Below are 16,077 nucleotides of genomic sequence, written 5' to 3'. Positions count from 1 at the left end.
GGCATGAGTAAACACATCTGCACAGCGACGTTGCTGGCAGCAATGGTCGTGAGTACGCCGCTAATGGCAAAAACCTTCGTTTACGTTTCAGAAGCTGACGATGGCACCATTGCACGTTATTCGCTTGATGAACAAACCGGTGCCTTACAGCTGTTGGGACACACTCAGGCCGGAGGAAAAGTTATGCCAATGACGCTCAGTGCCTCGCATCAACAATTGTACACTGCGATTCGCAGTAAGCCGCTGAAGCTGGTGAGCTGGCGCATCGACAGCCAGACCGGCGATCTGACAAAGCAGAGTGAGGTTGCTGCGGCAGCGAGCTATCCCTGGATCACGACGGATAAACAGGGCCGCTTTCTGCTTGGCGCATCCTATGATGGTGATGTGGTGGACGTTTATCATCTGGCGCAGGATGGCAACATGGTTGTGCCGCCGGTCAGCCGCTACAAAACTGGCCATGCCGCCCATTCGGTGGTTGTTGATGCCACAGGAAAAACGGCCTATGTCGGCAATCTTGGTACCGATCGCGTATTGCAATTGAAACTGAGCGATCGGGGCCAGCTGGCGGCACTGGGCAGAGGCTATATCAACACCGCTGCGGAAAACGGCCCGCGCCATTCAGTGCTGTCACCGGACAACCGTTATCTGTACAACCTCGGAGAAATGGGGGGCGTCATCACCCAGTTCCTGCGCAAGGCCGATGGGGAGCTGGAGAAGGTCGCAGAAACACAAAATGCCGTCGCCACGCAGTATCACCTTGCACATGGCCGCGAACGCACCTCTGACTACAGCGACACCACGCCGCGGATCTGGGCAGCGGACATTCAGATAACGCCGGATGGTCACTTCCTCTACGTTACAGAACGCACCAGCAGTACAGTGACTGGCTATCGGGTTAATCAGCAGGACGGCAAACTGACGCTGGCAGGCAGCTGGCCGGTAGAAAAACAGCCACGCAGCATCGCCATCAGCCCTGACGGGCGCTGGCTGATTGCCAGCGGCGAGAAAAGTGCGGTCACCGGAAGTTATGCCATCGACCGGCAGAACGGATCGCTTAAACGCGTCGGGGAAGCACCCGCAGGTCGCGACGCTAACTGGGTGACCATCGTCAGCAATTAATTTGCGGTGATGGCGCAGGGAAGCGCCATGGAAGGTAAAACCGTTAACCCGCCGCACTCATTTAACTCCCCCATAAGATCAGGGACGATAAAATTTTCGTCTCAGGTTTATTTTGTTGCGAGTCAGTCTGAATACCCCGTTTTATCAACCGCCACTTCTTCTTAATACCCTTAATTATCCACAGGTAGATCCCAGGCTACTCACAGCGTACAATGTCCGCCTTTACAAAACAGGGATCTCACATGGCCGACGTAACCTTGATCACCGGAAGCACTTTGGGCAGCGCAGAGTACGTTGCTGAGATGCTGTCAGAAAAGTTAGAAGAGGCAGGATTTTCAACAGAGCTGCTGCATGGTCCTGAACTTGACGAGCTGAAGACTGAAGGAACCTGGCTGGTGGTCACCTCCACCCATGGCGCTGGCGACCTCCCGGATAATCTGCAACCCCTTTTCGACAGCATCGAAGAGAGTGAGCCTGATCTGAGCCAGGTGCGTTATGGTGCCATCGGCATTGGTAACCGGGAGTACGATCTGTTTTGCGGGGCAATAGATAAGATGGATCGTCTGCTGACGGCCTGTGGCGCAAAACGTCTTGGCGATCGTCTTGATATTGACGTTCTCGAGCATGAGATCCCGGAAGATCCCGCTGAAGCCTGGCTGGAAAGTTGGAAAACCCTGCTCAACTGATGAAAAAAGAATGCAGGATCCGCCGTTAAGCCTCAGGGTTTTGTAAATAATGTTGAAATCTGCTCATTTTAACGGCAATCAATTGTGGATAACTCAGCTACTAACCCGGTAATAACCGGTTGTTATCCCAATAATAACCTTCAGACTTCGGATCGCATGTGGATAACATAGCCTTTTGATCCCAGCTTATACGGTACAGGATCACCGATCTTTCACAGCTAATGATCTTGCTTAATCTGATGATCGTAATGAAGAAAAAAGGCTTATCCACAGAGATCGTCGATCCTAATAGAAGATCATATAAAGAGATCTTTAAATAAAAAAGATCTTCTTTTTAATACACACCAGGCCCTGCGCTTTTACCTTCTGACAAAGTTAAGTAGAATCCTCGTCCCGGACATCTCCCAATCGCACAACCTCGAGGTGCAGTACCATGTTTTATCCAGATCCTTTTGACGTCATCGTGATCGGTGGTGGTCATGCGGGCACGGAAGCCGCAATGGCGGCAGCCCGAATGGGTCAGCAAACGCTGCTCTTAACCCATAACATTGATACGCTTGGACAAATGTCCTGTAATCCCGCTATCGGTGGTATTGGCAAGGGTCATCTGGTTAAAGAAGTGGACGCGCTGGGTGGATTGATGGCGCAGGCTATTGACCAGGCGGGTATTCAGTTCAGGATACTAAACGCCAGCAAAGGCCCGGCGGTACGTGCAACCCGTGCCCAGGCCGACAGGGTGCTTTACCGTCAGGCCGTGCGTACTGCGTTGGAGAATCAGCCCAACCTGATGATCTTCCAGCAGGCCGTTGAGGATCTGATTGTTGAGAACGAGCGTGTAGTGGGAGCCGTCACGCAGATGGGCCTGAAATTTCGGGCAAAAGCGGTTGTTCTGACCGTTGGTACTTTCCTTGACGGTAAAATTCATATCGGAATGGATAATTACAGTGGTGGTCGTGCAGGCGATCCACCTTCCATTCCGCTGGCCCGTCGTCTGCGCGAGTTACCATTACGTGTCAGTCGGTTAAAGACCGGTACACCCCCTCGTATTGATGCCAGAACCATCGATTTTAGCGTACTGGCACCACAGCACGGTGATAACCCTCTGCCCGTTTTCTCGTTTATGGGAAATGCCACTCAGCATCCGCAGCAGGTGCCTTGCTATATCACTTACACCAATGAGAAAACGCATCAGGTTATTCGCGATAATCTCGATCGTAGTCCAATGTATGCCGGAGTGATTGAAGGGATTGGTCCCCGCTATTGTCCGTCTATTGAAGACAAAGTGATGCGCTTTGCCGATCGCAATGCTCACCAGATCTTTCTTGAACCGGAAGGACTGACCAGTAATGAGATCTACCCGAACGGAATCTCCACCAGTCTGCCGTTTGATCTACAGATGCAGATTGTTCGCTCTATGCAAGGCATGGAGAATGCGAAGATCGTCCGTCCGGGTTATGCCATCGAATATGATTTTTTCGATCCCCGCGATCTTAAACCCACGCTGGAAAGCAAATTTATTCAGGGTCTGTTCTTTGCCGGACAGATCAACGGTACAACAGGTTATGAAGAGGCCGCCGCACAAGGGCTGCTGGCAGGGCTGAATGCAGGGCGTCTCTCAGCGGAGAAAGAGAGTTGGGCTCCACGTCGCGATCAGGCTTATCTTGGTGTTCTGGTGGACGATCTCTGTACTCTGGGAACAAAAGAACCCTATCGCATGTTTACCTCAAGGGCAGAATATCGCCTGATGTTGCGTGAAGATAATGCCGATTTGCGTCTGACCGAAGCGGGTCGTGAACTGGGGCTGGTAGATGATGCCCGCTGGGCGCGCTATAACGAAAAACTGGAAAGTATTGAGCAGGAGCGCCAGCGTCTTCGTGATATCTGGGTTCATCCAAAATCCGAACTGGTGGCGGAGGTCAACGGTGTGTTGAGCGCTCCACTGACCAAAGAAGCGAATGGAGAAGATCTGCTCCGTCGTCCGGAGATGACTTACCAACAGCTGATGACGCTGAGCACCTTTGCGCCTGCTCTCAGTGACTCCCAGGCGGCAGAGCAGGTCGAGATCCAGGTGAAGTATGAAGGCTATATCGCCCGCCAGCAGGAAGAGATTAACCGGCAGTTACGCAACGAAAATACTCTGTTGCCAGCCGATCTTGATTATCGTCAGGTCAGTGGCCTGTCGAATGAGGTGATCGCTAAACTCAACGATCATAAGCCAGGCTCTATTGGTCAGGCTTCCCGCATCTCGGGGATAACCCCTGCGGCTATATCTATTTTATTGATCTGGCTAAAAAAACAGGGACTACTGCGTAAGAGTGCCTGACAGCCGAATGTCAGGCTTTTCCTTAGGGGAGCTGGGTTCTCCCCTTCTGCAACCATCACCGGAAGTTATTGTGATTACTAAACTTTCTGCCCTGCTGAAACAGGCTGCCATATCACTGTCCGATCAGCAGATTAGTCAGCTGGTGGGTTATGTGGCCCTACTGCATAAATGGAACAAGGCTTATAACCTGACCTCGGTGCGCGATCCTGAGCAGATGCTGGTACGCCACATACTTGACAGCATTGTGGTGGAACCGCATCTGTTGGGCGAACGTTTTATTGATGTGGGCACGGGGCCGGGCCTGCCTGGTGTACCCTTAGCTATCGTGCGCCCTGATGCTCATTTCACCTTGCTGGATAGTCTGGGAAAACGCATCCGTTTTTTAAAGCAGGTACAGCATGAGTTACAACTCAGCAATATCACTCCGGTACAAAGTCGTGTAGAAGATTTTTCGGCTGAACCTGCTTTTGATGGGGTGATTAGCCGGGCATTCGCCTCACTTCACGATATGCTCAACTGGTGCCACCATTTGCCAGCCAGACAGGGACGGTTCTATGCGCTTAAAGGGGTGATACCGGAAGATGAAATCGCCAATCTGCCTGAGGCATTCACCCTCGATCGCGTGGAGAAATTGTCGGTTCCGCAGCTGGACGGTGAACGTCATCTGGTGATAATTAATCCGCCTGCCTGAGCGATGGCAGAAGCAGGAATAACACTGCCTGCAGACAGCATCAGTAACCCTGATTCTTACCGGATTTAAGCAACCCTGCGGGTAGTAAGTGCTTAATGCTATTGCAATTTAGTAAGATAATGTGACTATTTTAGCTGGCAACAAAGTCACTGTGTCATTCCAGGTAAGATGCTGTCTGAAAAGTAGGCTTTTGTGCTTTTTTCTACAGTTATTTTTGGCTGGCGTTATGTTCACAGAAAGTTAAAACAGTGGACTGAAATCCCCGGACATGATTTTTTGAATTTAACTTCGTTTTTACATTTAATTATCATTAATGTCACTATTTCCCGCCATTATCTCCGTTTAAATAGTCACGCAGGGAAATATATCCTGATGATAAATCGGGGTAAGTATTAAAGCACAAATGAGTAAATAGCAGTCACGTATGTCAATATGCACACAAAAATGAAAATAAAGGTCATTTTTAAAGTTATTCATCCTAATATTATGATAAATAATGATTTTAATTTAGAGTAAATTACTAAAGTCAGATTATTCTTAGCTCTGTATAGTGCATTATATTGTCGAATTGTGATCTTCAGCACGCTTTAATCGCTGCATTTCCGGACCTTTGCCGTAAATTTTCCACTGATTACGGCTATGCGCAGTTTTCAAAACAAGCCTCGCGAAAGAAATTTAAATAATTGTTCACCTTTTCGCTACTTATCCATTGAAATCGCAGGGGCGCACCGTATAATTTGCTCGTTTTTTGCTGCTTGACTCAAAAGGGCAAAGGACGTTTTATACGACACGCGACATCCCCACTAAAGGGCAGGAGAGTTTCAGCGTCATGTCAGTGTCCCTTTACAGAGTAAAATTTGCCCGAACCGTGCTGCTACTTCAGTTGGTGACCTTTGGCGTAATCGGCGCGCTGTTTGCCCTTAAAGATCTGACCTGGGGCTTGTCTGCATTTGTAGGTGGACTGGCAGGCTGGCTGCCAAATGTGTTGTTTATGATTTTTGCCTGGCGCCACAGGGCAGGACATGAAGTAACGGGGCGACTTGCCTGGACTTTTGCGATGGGTGAAGCGCTTAAAGTCTTCGTTACTGTTTTTGTCCTCATCGTGGCGCTCGGTATGTTTAAGGCGGCGTTTGTGCCGCTTGTACTGACCTGGTTATCGGTGCTGGTGGTGCAAATCATCGCGCCGGCTGTAATTAACAACAAAGGGTAATAGGCATCATGGCAGGAGAAATCTCTACGCCGCAGGAATACATAGGTCATCATCTGAAAAACCTTCAGCTTGATCTGCGTACCTTCGAGCTGGTGAATCCGCACGACGCTCCGTCGTTCTGGGTACTTAATATTGACTCCATGTTTTTCTCTGTGGTGCTGGGACTGGTGTTCCTGGTGCTGTTTCGCAAAGTTGCGAAATCAGCCACCAGCGGCGTGCCAGGAAAACTACAGGCGGTTGTCGAACTGGTTATTGGCTTCGTTGATGCCAACGTTCGCGACATGTATCACGGCAAAAGTAAACTTATCGCCCCGCTCGCTCTGACGATTTTTGTCTGGGTCTTCCTTATGAACTTTATGGATTTACTGCCTATTGATCTGCTGCCAACTATCGGTGAGCACTACCTGGGCTTACCGGCGTTGCGTGTGGTGCCTTCTGCGGACGTGAACATCACCCTGTCGATGGCGCTTGGCGTATTTATTTTGATTCTGTTCTACAGCATCAAGATGAAAGGCATTGGTGGCTTTACTAAAGAGCTGACTTTGCAACCCTTCAATCATCCGATTTTTATTCCGATCAACCTGATTCTTGAAGGTGTGAGCCTGCTGTCCAAACCTGTTTCTCTTGGTTTGCGACTGTTCGGGAACATGTATGCGGGTGAATTGATTTTTATCCTGATTGCCGGCTTGTTGCCGTGGTGGTCACAGTGGGTTCTGAATGTGCCATGGGCCATTTTCCACATCCTGATCATTTCGCTACAGGCTTTCATTTTCATGGTCTTAACGATTGTCTATCTGTCGATGGCATCTGAAGAACACTGATTTTTTATCAACACTACTGCGTTATAACTGAAATAAACTGGAGACTGTCATGGAAAACCTGAATGTGGATCTGCTGTACATGGCTGCCGCTGTGATGATGGGCTTAGCGGCAATCGGTGCTGCTATTGGTATCGGCATTCTTGGAGGTAAATTCCTGGAAGGTGCTGCACGTCAACCTGACCTGATTCCTCTGCTGCGTACACAGTTCTTTGTTGTTATGGGTCTGGTGGATGCTATTCCAATGATCGCTGTTGGTCTGGGTCTGTACGTGATGTTTGCTGTAGCGTAACCCGATGGTTCATCGTTGGGCTTTATGTTTGGCGATGAACGGTTTCTGCCGGGTTTAGCGGCAGAGAAAGTTAACTTAACAAGAGGCATTGTGCTGTGAACATTAACGCAACAATCCTCGGCCAGGCTATCGCGTTCATCCTGTTTGTCGCATTCTGCATGAAGTACGTATGGCCGCCGTTAATGGCAGCTGTCGAAAAGCGCCAGAAAGAAGTTGCTGAAGGCCTTGCTTCCGCTGAACGTGCCAAAAAGGATTTGGATCTCGCGCAGGCTAATGTGACCGATCAGCTGAACAAAGCGAAAGAAGAAGCTCAGGTTATCATCGAACAGGCTAACAAACGCCGTTCGCAAATCCTGGACGAAGCGAAAACTGAGGCTGAGCAGGAGCGTAACAAGATCGTCACTCAGGCGCAGGCTGAAATTGAAGCCGAACGCAAGCGTGCCCATGAAGAGTTACGTTCGCGCGTCGCGATGCTGGCTATTGCCGGGGCCGAGAAAATTATTGAACGTTCCGTAGATGAAGCTGCTAACAGCGACATCGTCGATAAACTGGTCGCTGAACTGTAAGGAGGGAGGGGCTGATGTCTGAATTTACTACTGTAGCTCGCCCCTACGCCAAAGCAGCTTTTGACTTTGCTGTTGAGCATCAGAATGTCGATAGCTGGCAGCAGATGCTGGCGTTCGCTGCTGAGGTAGCCAGTAATGAACAGGTAGCAGAACTTCTTTCCGGCGCGCTTGCGCCGGAAGCGTTGTCTGCACAGTTTATTGCTATCTGCGGCGAGCAACTGGACGAAGCTGGTCAGAACCTGATTAAGGTGATGGCTGAAAACAAACGTTTACCAGCACTGAAGGATGTTCTGGCACAGTTTATCGAGCTCCGCGCCGCACATGATGCGACCGCAGATGTCGAGGTAATCTCTTCCACAACATTGAGTGACGAACAGCTGACTAAAATCAGCGCCGCTATGGAAAAACGTCTGTCACGCAAAGTTAAGCTGAATTGCAAAATTGATAAGTCTGTAATGGCAGGCGTAATCATCCGTGCGGGTGATATGGTCATTGATGGCAGCGTTCGCGGTCGTCTTGAGCGTCTTGCAGACGCCTTGCAGTCTTAAGGGGACTGGAGCATATGCAACTGAATTCCACCGAAATCAGCGAACTGATCAAGCAGCGCATTGCTCAGTTCAATGTCGTGAGCGAAGCTCACAATGAAGGTACTATTGTTTCTGTCAGTGACGGTATCATCCGCGTAAACGGCCTGGCCGATGTTATGCAGGGTGAGATGATCTCACTGCCAGGCAACCGTTATGCAATCGCACTGAACCTGGAGCGCGACTCTGTTGGTGCAGTGGTGATGGGCCCCTACGCTGACCTTGCCGAAGGCATGAAGGTCAAGTGTACTGGTCGTATTCTGGAAGTGCCGGTTGGCCGTGGCCTGCTGGGTCGCGTAGTGAACACGCTTGGTGCCCCCATTGATGGTAAAGGCGCTCTCGACAACGATGGTTTCTCGCCAATCGAAGTGATTGCACCGGGTGTTATCGACAGGCAGTCCGTAGATCAGCCTGTTCAGACGGGTTACAAGGCCGTCGATGCGATGATTCCAATCGGTCGTGGTCAGCGTGAATTGATTATCGGTGACCGTCAGACTGGTAAAACCGCGATGGCTATCGATGCCATCATCAACCAGCGCGATTCCGGCATCAAGTGTGTGTATGTGGCTATCGGTCAGAAAGCCTCTACTATCGCTAACGTGGTGCGTAAACTGGAAGAACACAACGCACTGGCTAACACCATCGTTGTTGTCGCCACTGCTTCTGAGTCTGCCGCGTTGCAATATCTGGCTCCTTATGCAGGTTGCGCGATGGGTGAGTACTTCCGTGATCGTGGTGAAGATGCGCTGATTGTTTACGATGACCTGTCTAAACAGGCTGTTGCATACCGTCAGGTTTCTCTGTTGCTGCGTCGTCCGCCAGGCCGTGAAGCTTTCCCTGGTGATGTGTTCTATCTCCACTCCCGTCTGCTGGAACGTGCTTCCCGCGTGAGCGCCGACTACGTTGAGCGTTTTACCAATGGTGAAGTGAAAGGTAAAACCGGTTCACTGACTGCGCTGCCGATTATCGAAACTCAGGCTGGTGACGTTTCCGCGTTCGTTCCGACTAACGTAATTTCGATTACCGATGGTCAGATCTTCCTGGAAACCAACCTGTTTAACTCCGGTATTCGTCCTGCGGTTAACCCTGGTATTTCGGTATCCCGTGTGGGTGGTGCTGCGCAGAGCAAGATCATCAAGAAACTGTCCGGTGGTATCCGTACTGCTCTGGCGCAGTATCGTGAACTGGCTGCGTTCTCTCAGTTTGCTTCCGATCTGGATGAAGCCACTCGTAAACAGTTGAGCCACGGTCAGAAAGTGACCGAGCTGCTGAAGCAAAAACAGTATGCCCCTATGTCTGTTGCACAGCAGGGTCTGGTGCTGTTTGCGGCCGAGCGCGGCTTCCTGAATGATGTCGAACTGGCGAAAATCGGCAGTTTCGAGACGGCTCTGCTGGCCTTTGCTGAACGTGACCACGCCGAGCTGATGGCTGAAATCAACCAGTCTGGTAACTACAACAACGATATCGAAGAGAAGCTGAAAGGCCTCCTCGAAACGTTTAAGAAAATCCAGTCCTGGTAATGTCTGGCGGCTTGTCCTTTAAGGGACAGGCCGCAAGGCTTTGAGGAGAAGCTTATGGCCGGCGCAAAAGAGATACGTAGTAAGATCGCAAGCGTTCAGAATACGCAGAAGATCACCAGTGCGATGGAAATGGTCGCCGCCTCCAAAATGCGTAAATCGCAGGAACGTATGGCGGCCAGCCGTCCTTATGCAGAAACCATGCGCAAAGTGATTGGTCACATTGCGTTAGGGAATCTGGAGTACAAACACCCTTACCTGGATGAGCGTGACGTAAAGCGCGTTGGCTATCTGGTCGTGTCAACCGACCGTGGGCTTTGTGGTGGTTTGAACATTAACCTGTTCAAAAAATTGCTGGCTGATATGAAAGGCTGGTCTGATAAAGGCGTCGAGAGCGATCTGGCGATTATTGGTTCCAAAGGCCTGTCATTTTTCAGCTCTGTCGGTGGCAACGTGGTTGCCCAGGTTACCGGCATGGGGGATAAACCCGCGCTGTCTGATCTGATTGGCCCGGTAAAAGTGATGCTACAGGCCTACGACGAAGGGCGTATTGATAAGCTCTATGTAGTCAGTAACAAATTTATCAACACCATGTCCCAGTCTCCACAAATTGTCCAGTTGCTGCCGTTACCGCCAGCTGATGAAGACGAAGGCGTGGTGAAAAAAAGCACCTGGGATTACCTGTACGAACCGGATCCGAAAGCGTTGCTGGACACACTACTGCGTCGCTACGTCGAGTCTCAGGTTTACCAGGGTGTTGTGGAAAACCTGGCCAGCGAACAGGCCGCACGTATGGTGGCGATGAAAGCTGCAACCGACAACGGCGGAAACCTGATCAAAGAGTTGCAGTTGGTATACAACAAGGCTCGTCAGGCCAGCATCACCCAGGAACTTACCGAGATTGTCGGTGGTGCCTCCGCGGTTTAACCAGGTTAAATGATTAGGTAGAGGATTCAAGATGGCTACTGGAAAGATTGTCCAGGTAATCGGCGCCGTGGTGGACGTCGAGTTCCCTCAGGACGCAGTACCACAAGTGTACAGCGCCCTTGAGGTTCAAAATGGTGATGCCCGTCTGGTGCTGGAAGTGCAGCAGCAGCTGGGTGGTGGCGTGGTGCGTACCATTGCCATGGGTTCTTCAGACGGCCTGAAGCGCGGTCTGGTTGCAACCGACTTAGAACACCCAATCGAAGTTCCGGTAGGAACAGCAACACTTGGCCGTATCATGAACGTGCTGGGTGAGCCAATCGATATGAAAGGTGATATCGGTGAAGAAGAGCGTTGGGCTATCCACCGCGCAGCGCCTTCATACGAAGATCAGTCTAACTCGCAAGAGCTGCTGGAAACCGGGATCAAAGTAATCGACCTGATGTGTCCATTTGCCAAGGGCGGTAAAGTAGGTCTGTTCGGTGGTGCGGGTGTGGGTAAAACGGTAAACATGATGGAGCTTATCCGTAACATTGCGGCTGAGCACTCAGGTTTCTCCGTATTTGCCGGTGTGGGCGAGCGTACCCGTGAAGGTAACGACTTCTACCACGAAATGACTGATTCAAACGTTATCGATAAAGTTTCTCTGGTCTATGGTCAGATGAACGAGCCGCCAGGAAACCGTCTGCGTGTGGCGCTGACCGGTCTGACTATGGCGGAGAAGTTCCGTGACGAAGGTCGTGACGTGTTGCTGTTTATCGATAATATCTATCGTTATACCCTGGCCGGTACCGAAGTATCTGCCCTGCTGGGTCGTATGCCTTCTGCGGTAGGTTATCAGCCAACGCTGGCGGAAGAGATGGGCGTTCTTCAGGAGCGTATCACCTCGACTAAAACCGGCTCTATCACCTCCGTTCAGGCAGTATACGTTCCTGCGGATGACCTGACTGACCCATCACCAGCCACCACCTTTGCTCACTTAGATGCAACTGTGGTACTGAGCCGTCAGATCGCGTCTCTGGGTATTTACCCGGCCGTTGACCCACTGGATTCAACCAGTCGTCAGCTGGATCCACTGGTTGTTGGTCAGGAACACTATGATGTAGCCCGTGGCGTTCAGTCACTGTTACAGCGTTACCAGGAACTGAAAGACATCATCGCTATTCTCGGTATGGACGAGTTGTCTGAAGAAGACAAACTGGTGGTGGCACGCTCTCGTAAGATGCAGCGTTTCCTGTCCCAGCCATTCTTTGTGGCAGAAGTCTTCACCGGTTCTCCAGGCAAATATGTGTCGCTGAAAGATACTATCCGTGGCTTTAAAGGCATCATGGACGGTGAATTTGACCATATGCCAGAGCAGGCTTTCTACATGGTAGGCTCTATCGAAGAAGCCGTGGAAAAAGCGAAGAAACTTTAACTGAAAACCTGAAATAATTCAGATTGTGGTAGTGAATCACCGTGTCAACCCAGTGCCTTATGGTCGTAAGCAAGGGAGCCGGTATAAACGCAATCTGAAGTATGTAGGGCCGGTTTCTCTGGAGGTTAATCATGGCTACGACTTATCACCTGGATGTTGTCAGCGCTGAACAGCAGATGTTCACGGGTTCTGTACAGAAAATTCAGGTGTCAGGTAGTGAAGGTGAGTTGGGGATTTTCCCCGGCCATGCCCCGCTGCTGACTGCCATTAAACCTGGTATGATTCGCATCGTTAAAGAGCAGGGCGAGGAAGAGTATATTTATCTTTCTGGCGGTGTGCTGGAAGTTCAGCCGGGCGCGGTCACCGTGCTGGCTGATACGGCCATTCGCGGTACTGACCTTGATGAAGCCCGCGCACTGGAAGCAAAACGCAAGGCCGAGGAGCATATGAACAGCTCCCACGGGGATGTGGATTATGCCAATGCGTCAGCTGAACTGGCTAAAGCGATCGCCAAATTGCGCGTGATCGAGTTGACCAAAAAAGCGATGTAATTCAGGTTTAAGCAGCATAAATGCCAGTCAGTTAACTGACTGGCTTTTTTTTTATTAAGCGTTTATCAGTCACAGGCGTTTGCTCTTTTCATGGTTTTCAGCTTAGCTCTCAACGGTGGTTGAAATAGAAAAACAGTGTCAGAGAGATCATCGCTGTGGCAATTAAAGCTAATAATGAATAAAAAATAAGCGTCGTTTTCTTTTCCACCACTAGTGGAGCTGATATTTCCGTTTTTATTTTTTTCGGAATATAGATGTAACCTTTTCCCGGGATCGTTTTAATACAGTTTTTCATGTTCATTGCTGCTAAATCCCGACGTATTTTATAAATAAGTTGAGTGAGGTTGGCATCATCGATTGTTGATGCACGATTCTCCCAGATGGTATTAATCAATTCTCTTTTTGTTAGCTCTACATTTGGATGTTGAATAAAATATCGCAATAAACGCTTTTCTTTTTCACCGATTGATAATTTAATGTTTCTGTCTGTGAGGTAATTATTATCCTCTGACAGGAAGATGTTATTACCAAGATCAATATTTTCGCTCATTATTTCACCTTATTGATAATGTAAATCTGATTTTTATTCAGAGTAATTTAAAACCTGAATATGCAACATCCCTTCCCGACGCTATTTTTTATTCAGGATAAATAATGATATTTTATGGCTGCCACTCCATTCGTTCCTTATTAATTACATAAATAAATATATCAGTTAGAACTGCATTGCAGAGTAGTAATTATTACCTGATGGATTGTAAAAAATAACTTCACTCCAGTAGTTATCGTTGTTCTGTCTGGTTTTTTTACTGGGTTTTCTGGCAGGTGATGGTCTCAACTTAAACAGCGTGGTTTATCTTTCATTGATAAAAAATACAGGAAATTATATTTTCTTAATTTTAAAAAGAATTATCTGAACTCAATATCGCTGATGGATTTTCCTTCTGGTTATGGTAAAAATTAATGATTTTCATCCTCGTTATGGTGGCTCTTTTTGATGATTATTATTTATTTCTAACTGGATGGATTTTTGATTACGGGTGAAAGTTTGCTGGTCATCAACCAACAGCTGTTGATGGCTAACTTTCACAAGATGATAAAAGGATTCGCAATGAGTAAGCTAATTCAGAAAGATAATTTTACCGAGCAGTCATATGCAATGGATGGTTTTGATCCTAAAACGAATACATCCGACTACAGTTATACTTCTGGTCGCGTAATGAAGCGTGTATACAATAAATACAATACCGCTAATAAACCAAAACTGTTTGGTTATTATACCGACTGGGTACAGTATGATGCTCGTGCCTCTGTGAATAACTCTGGCGCTATTCCGAAAGACCAGCGTGGTCGTGGTATTGATATTACCCTGCTGGATCCCACTGCCTACGATAAAATCATTTTAGGTTTTACCGGCATTGTTGGTGACAAAGGCTCAAATGAAACTGTTATCAATCAGGCAGCTGCCTGGACCGGTAAGAAAACCAACGAAATGACCATTCTCGACCCCTGGGGTGATTGTCAGTCTTATTTCAACTGCGGTTTTGCAGGATGGAAGCCTTTTGGCTTTGGCCCGGGTACAACTTATCCATCAGATGGTGCAGGTGACAGTTTTTATGAGAGCAACCCGGACCTCCAGGGGATGCTTGGTGCGCTGCGAGAAATGCAGAAGAAAGCCAAAGCACAGGGACACGACCTGGCTCTCTCTTTCAGCCTCGGCGGTTGGACCATGAGTGAAGCTTTCCACCAGCTGGCTAAAAGTCAAAGTGCTGTCGATACCCTGGTCGCGAGCATCATCGATTTCTTCAAACGTTTCCCAATGTTTACCGAAATTGATATTGACTGGGAATACCCTAATGCCGCAGGTGCAGGTAACCCTCATGGACCAGAAGATGGTGAGAATTACGTCAGACTGATTGGCACTATGCACAGAGCGCTGGTGGCTAACAACATGAGCCATGTGAAAATCAGTATCGCCTCTTCTGCTAACGTTGAAGTGTTGCAACATTCCAACGTGAAAGGCCTGCTGGACGTTGGTTTATACGGTATCAACCTGATGACCTATGACTTCTTTGGTACCCCGTGGGCAGACGGTCTGGGTCACCATGCCAATTTGTATAAAACGAAAAACACGGCGTTCAGCCTGGAAGAAGCCGTTGAATATCTGCTCAACCTGGGTGTTGATCCTGAAGCGATTAACATTGGTTATGCTGGCTATTCACGCAGCGCAAAAGGTGCTGATATTTCTTCTTTCTCGCCTCTTCAGGGCAGCTATGACGGTAGCGGTACAACTGTTGGTACTTATGAGTCCGGCTGTGTTGAATGGTATGACGTGATTAACAACTATCTGGACCTGGAAAATCAGTCAGGTCGCAATGGTTACAACGTCTACACCGATGATGAAGCCTGTGCTGATTATCTTTACAACCCTAACAACAAAGTATTCCACTCAATTGATACGCCACGCAGCGTGCGTGAAAAAGCACGTTATGTCATTGAGAAAGGCCTGGGTGGCTTGTTCACTTGGACTATCGATAATGACAATGGCCTGCTGGTGAACGCAGGCCGTGAAGGCATGGGTTGCCCTATCGTCAAACAAAATATTGATATGTCACCTTTCTACTTCAAAGGGATTAATATCGATGGCGATCAACCAGTTGACCCTGTTGACCCGGTGGATCCTGTAGATCCGGTGAACCCCGGCGAGAGCACCACGCCAACTGCGGTTATCACTATGAAAGCGCTTTCCGGCAGTACGCTGCTGTTCTCAGCTGAGAAATCAACGCACAGCACCAGTTATAGCTGGTCTGCTATTGGTACACTGAATATTGTTTCACCACAGGCGCAGGAAACTGCCGTTGTTCTGCCTGTTGTGACTGTCGATACCGTGGCATCTGTTGTTTTGTCAGTTTCAGATGCAAAAGGTAACCGTGACCAGACCGTTTATAAACTGATCATTTCTTCCACTGATGCTGGTAAGCCGCAGGTTCCGGATTTACCGGTTGTGCCAGATGTGCCTGTGCCAGATGTGCCTTCTGATTATCCACAGTGGAGCGCAACCGCAGTCTATGTGGCTAATGATAAAGTTACTCACAAAGGCGTTAACTATATTGCTAAATTCTGGTCGAATGGTTCTGAACCAGGCCTGGATGCGACTACCGGACAATACGGTAAACCGTGGGATTACCTGCGTTAATTAAGTTTAATTAGGTAAAAGCATTTTTTTAGCAGGAGTGCCGATCGACTAAGGGTTGGTTACTCCACTGCGTATTCAGGTAAAAATCCGTAATCTTCCCTGAGATTACGGATTTTTTATGCATATTGCTCAGGCAATATCGTAAAGATGAACTGAGCTTTGATGGTATCATGCAAGCCCCGG

At 48.9% G+C, this 16,077-nt stretch carries 15 protein-coding genes; 14 read left to right on the top strand and 1 reads right to left on the bottom strand.

The annotated features are described in order from the left end of the window. Positions 1–3 precede the first annotated feature (3 nt). From AC3RPL_RS20390 to AC3RPL_RS20330, 13 genes are all read left to right on the top strand, one after another. Positions 4–1,119, top strand: a complete 1,116-nt coding sequence (locus AC3RPL_RS20390) for a lactonase family protein (protein WP_490741356.1) — start codon at positions 4–6, stop codon at positions 1,117–1,119. 242 nt (positions 1,120–1,361) lie between these two features. Further along, positions 1,362–1,805: an FMN-binding protein MioC gene (mioC, locus tag AC3RPL_RS20385; protein WP_261641980.1), complete on the top strand. Its 444-nt coding sequence runs from the start codon at positions 1,362–1,364 to the stop codon at positions 1,803–1,805. A gap of 433 nt (positions 1,806–2,238) precedes the next feature. Then, entirely contained in the window at positions 2,239–4,128 is a 1,890-nt protein-coding gene (mnmG, locus tag AC3RPL_RS20380) for a tRNA uridine-5-carboxymethylaminomethyl(34) synthesis enzyme MnmG (RefSeq protein ID WP_490741355.1), read from the top strand. 70 nt (positions 4,129–4,198) lie between these two features. Continuing rightward, positions 4,199–4,819, top strand: a complete 621-nt coding sequence (gene rsmG, locus AC3RPL_RS20375; protein WP_490741354.1) for a 16S rRNA (guanine(527)-N(7))-methyltransferase RsmG — start codon at positions 4,199–4,201, stop codon at positions 4,817–4,819. Positions 4,820–5,648: 829 nt separating this feature from the next. Continuing rightward, on the top strand, positions 5,649–6,029 hold the full coding sequence (atpI, locus tag AC3RPL_RS20370) for a F0F1 ATP synthase subunit I (protein WP_490741353.1): 381 nt from the start codon (positions 5,649–5,651) through the stop codon (positions 6,027–6,029). Between the two features lie 8 nt (positions 6,030–6,037). After that, positions 6,038–6,850, top strand: coding sequence for a F0F1 ATP synthase subunit A (atpB, locus tag AC3RPL_RS20365; RefSeq protein ID WP_261641976.1), 813 nt, complete (start codon positions 6,038–6,040; stop codon positions 6,848–6,850). A 49-nt stretch (positions 6,851–6,899) separates the two neighbouring features. Continuing rightward, positions 6,900–7,139: a F0F1 ATP synthase subunit C gene (atpE, locus tag AC3RPL_RS20360; RefSeq protein ID WP_124232358.1), complete on the top strand. Its 240-nt coding sequence runs from the start codon at positions 6,900–6,902 to the stop codon at positions 7,137–7,139. Between the two features lie 95 nt (positions 7,140–7,234). Then, positions 7,235–7,705, top strand: coding sequence for a F0F1 ATP synthase subunit B (gene atpF, locus AC3RPL_RS20355; RefSeq protein WP_490741352.1), 471 nt, complete (start codon positions 7,235–7,237; stop codon positions 7,703–7,705). Between the two features lie 14 nt (positions 7,706–7,719). After that, positions 7,720–8,253 carry a F0F1 ATP synthase subunit delta gene (gene atpH / locus AC3RPL_RS20350; protein WP_261641972.1) on the top strand — a complete coding sequence of 178 codons (534 nt, stop codon included), beginning with the start codon at positions 7,720–7,722 and terminating at the stop codon, positions 8,251–8,253. 14 nt (positions 8,254–8,267) lie between these two features. Then, complete coding sequence (gene atpA / locus AC3RPL_RS20345; protein WP_490741351.1) at positions 8,268–9,809, top strand: F0F1 ATP synthase subunit alpha; 1,542 nt, start codon at positions 8,268–8,270, stop codon at positions 9,807–9,809. A 54-nt stretch (positions 9,810–9,863) separates the two neighbouring features. Further along, a complete protein-coding gene (gene atpG, locus AC3RPL_RS20340; protein ID WP_261641969.1) occupies positions 9,864–10,733 on the top strand; it encodes a F0F1 ATP synthase subunit gamma in 870 nt (289 codons plus the stop codon). Between the two features lie 31 nt (positions 10,734–10,764). Beyond that, the gene (gene atpD / locus AC3RPL_RS20335; protein WP_261641967.1) at positions 10,765–12,147 is read left to right on the top strand and encodes a F0F1 ATP synthase subunit beta; all 1,383 of its coding nucleotides are present in this window, start codon (positions 10,765–10,767) and stop codon (positions 12,145–12,147) included. A gap of 131 nt (positions 12,148–12,278) precedes the next feature. Then, positions 12,279–12,698 carry a F0F1 ATP synthase subunit epsilon gene (locus AC3RPL_RS20330; protein ID WP_261641966.1) on the top strand — a complete coding sequence of 140 codons (420 nt, stop codon included), beginning with the start codon at positions 12,279–12,281 and terminating at the stop codon, positions 12,696–12,698. 109 nt (positions 12,699–12,807) lie between these two features. On the opposite strand, the gene AC3RPL_RS20325 is transcribed toward AC3RPL_RS20330, so the two are convergent. Further along, positions 12,808–13,248 (bottom strand): winged helix-turn-helix domain-containing protein, encoded by a 441-nt coding sequence (locus tag AC3RPL_RS20325; RefSeq protein WP_490741350.1) that lies wholly within the window; start codon positions 13,246–13,248, stop codon positions 12,808–12,810. Between the two features lie 561 nt (positions 13,249–13,809). On the opposite strand from AC3RPL_RS20325, the gene AC3RPL_RS20320 reads away from it, so the two are divergent. Continuing rightward, positions 13,810–15,894 carry a glycosyl hydrolase family 18 protein gene (locus AC3RPL_RS20320; protein ID WP_490741349.1) on the top strand — a complete coding sequence of 695 codons (2,085 nt, stop codon included), beginning with the start codon at positions 13,810–13,812 and terminating at the stop codon, positions 15,892–15,894. The last annotated feature ends 183 nt before the right edge of the window (positions 15,895–16,077 follow it).

This window comes from Erwinia papayae (assembly GCF_058241465.1).
Note: the sequence above shows the minus strand (reverse complement) of the source record. Positions and strands in the feature narration are given on the sequence as shown.

Excerpts from the sequence above, each read along its gene's own strand:
- AC3RPL_RS20390 (WP_490741356.1), top strand. The coding sequence starts at position 4 with ATGAGTAAACACATCTGCACAGCGACGTTGCTGGCAGCAATGGTCGTG.
- mioC (WP_261641980.1), top strand. The coding sequence starts at position 1,362 with ATGGCCGACGTAACCTTGATCACCGGAAGCACTTTGGGCAGCGCAGAG.
- mnmG (WP_490741355.1), top strand. The coding sequence starts at position 2,239 with ATGTTTTATCCAGATCCTTTTGACGTCATCGTGATCGGTGGTGGTCAT.
- atpI (WP_490741353.1), top strand. The coding sequence starts at position 5,649 with ATGTCAGTGTCCCTTTACAGAGTAAAATTTGCCCGAACCGTGCTGCTA.
- atpB (WP_261641976.1), top strand. The coding sequence starts at position 6,038 with ATGGCAGGAGAAATCTCTACGCCGCAGGAATACATAGGTCATCATCTG.
- atpE (WP_124232358.1), top strand. The coding sequence starts at position 6,900 with ATGGAAAACCTGAATGTGGATCTGCTGTACATGGCTGCCGCTGTGATG.
- atpH (WP_261641972.1), top strand. The coding sequence starts at position 7,720 with ATGTCTGAATTTACTACTGTAGCTCGCCCCTACGCCAAAGCAGCTTTT.
- atpA (WP_490741351.1), top strand. The coding sequence starts at position 8,268 with ATGCAACTGAATTCCACCGAAATCAGCGAACTGATCAAGCAGCGCATT.
- atpG (WP_261641969.1), top strand. The coding sequence starts at position 9,864 with ATGGCCGGCGCAAAAGAGATACGTAGTAAGATCGCAAGCGTTCAGAAT.
- atpD (WP_261641967.1), top strand. The coding sequence starts at position 10,765 with ATGGCTACTGGAAAGATTGTCCAGGTAATCGGCGCCGTGGTGGACGTC.
- AC3RPL_RS20330 (WP_261641966.1), top strand. The coding sequence starts at position 12,279 with ATGGCTACGACTTATCACCTGGATGTTGTCAGCGCTGAACAGCAGATG.
- AC3RPL_RS20325 (WP_490741350.1), bottom strand. The coding sequence starts at position 13,248 with ATGAGCGAAAATATTGATCTTGGTAATAACATCTTCCTGTCAGAGGAT.
- AC3RPL_RS20320 (WP_490741349.1), top strand. The coding sequence starts at position 13,810 with ATGAGTAAGCTAATTCAGAAAGATAATTTTACCGAGCAGTCATATGCA.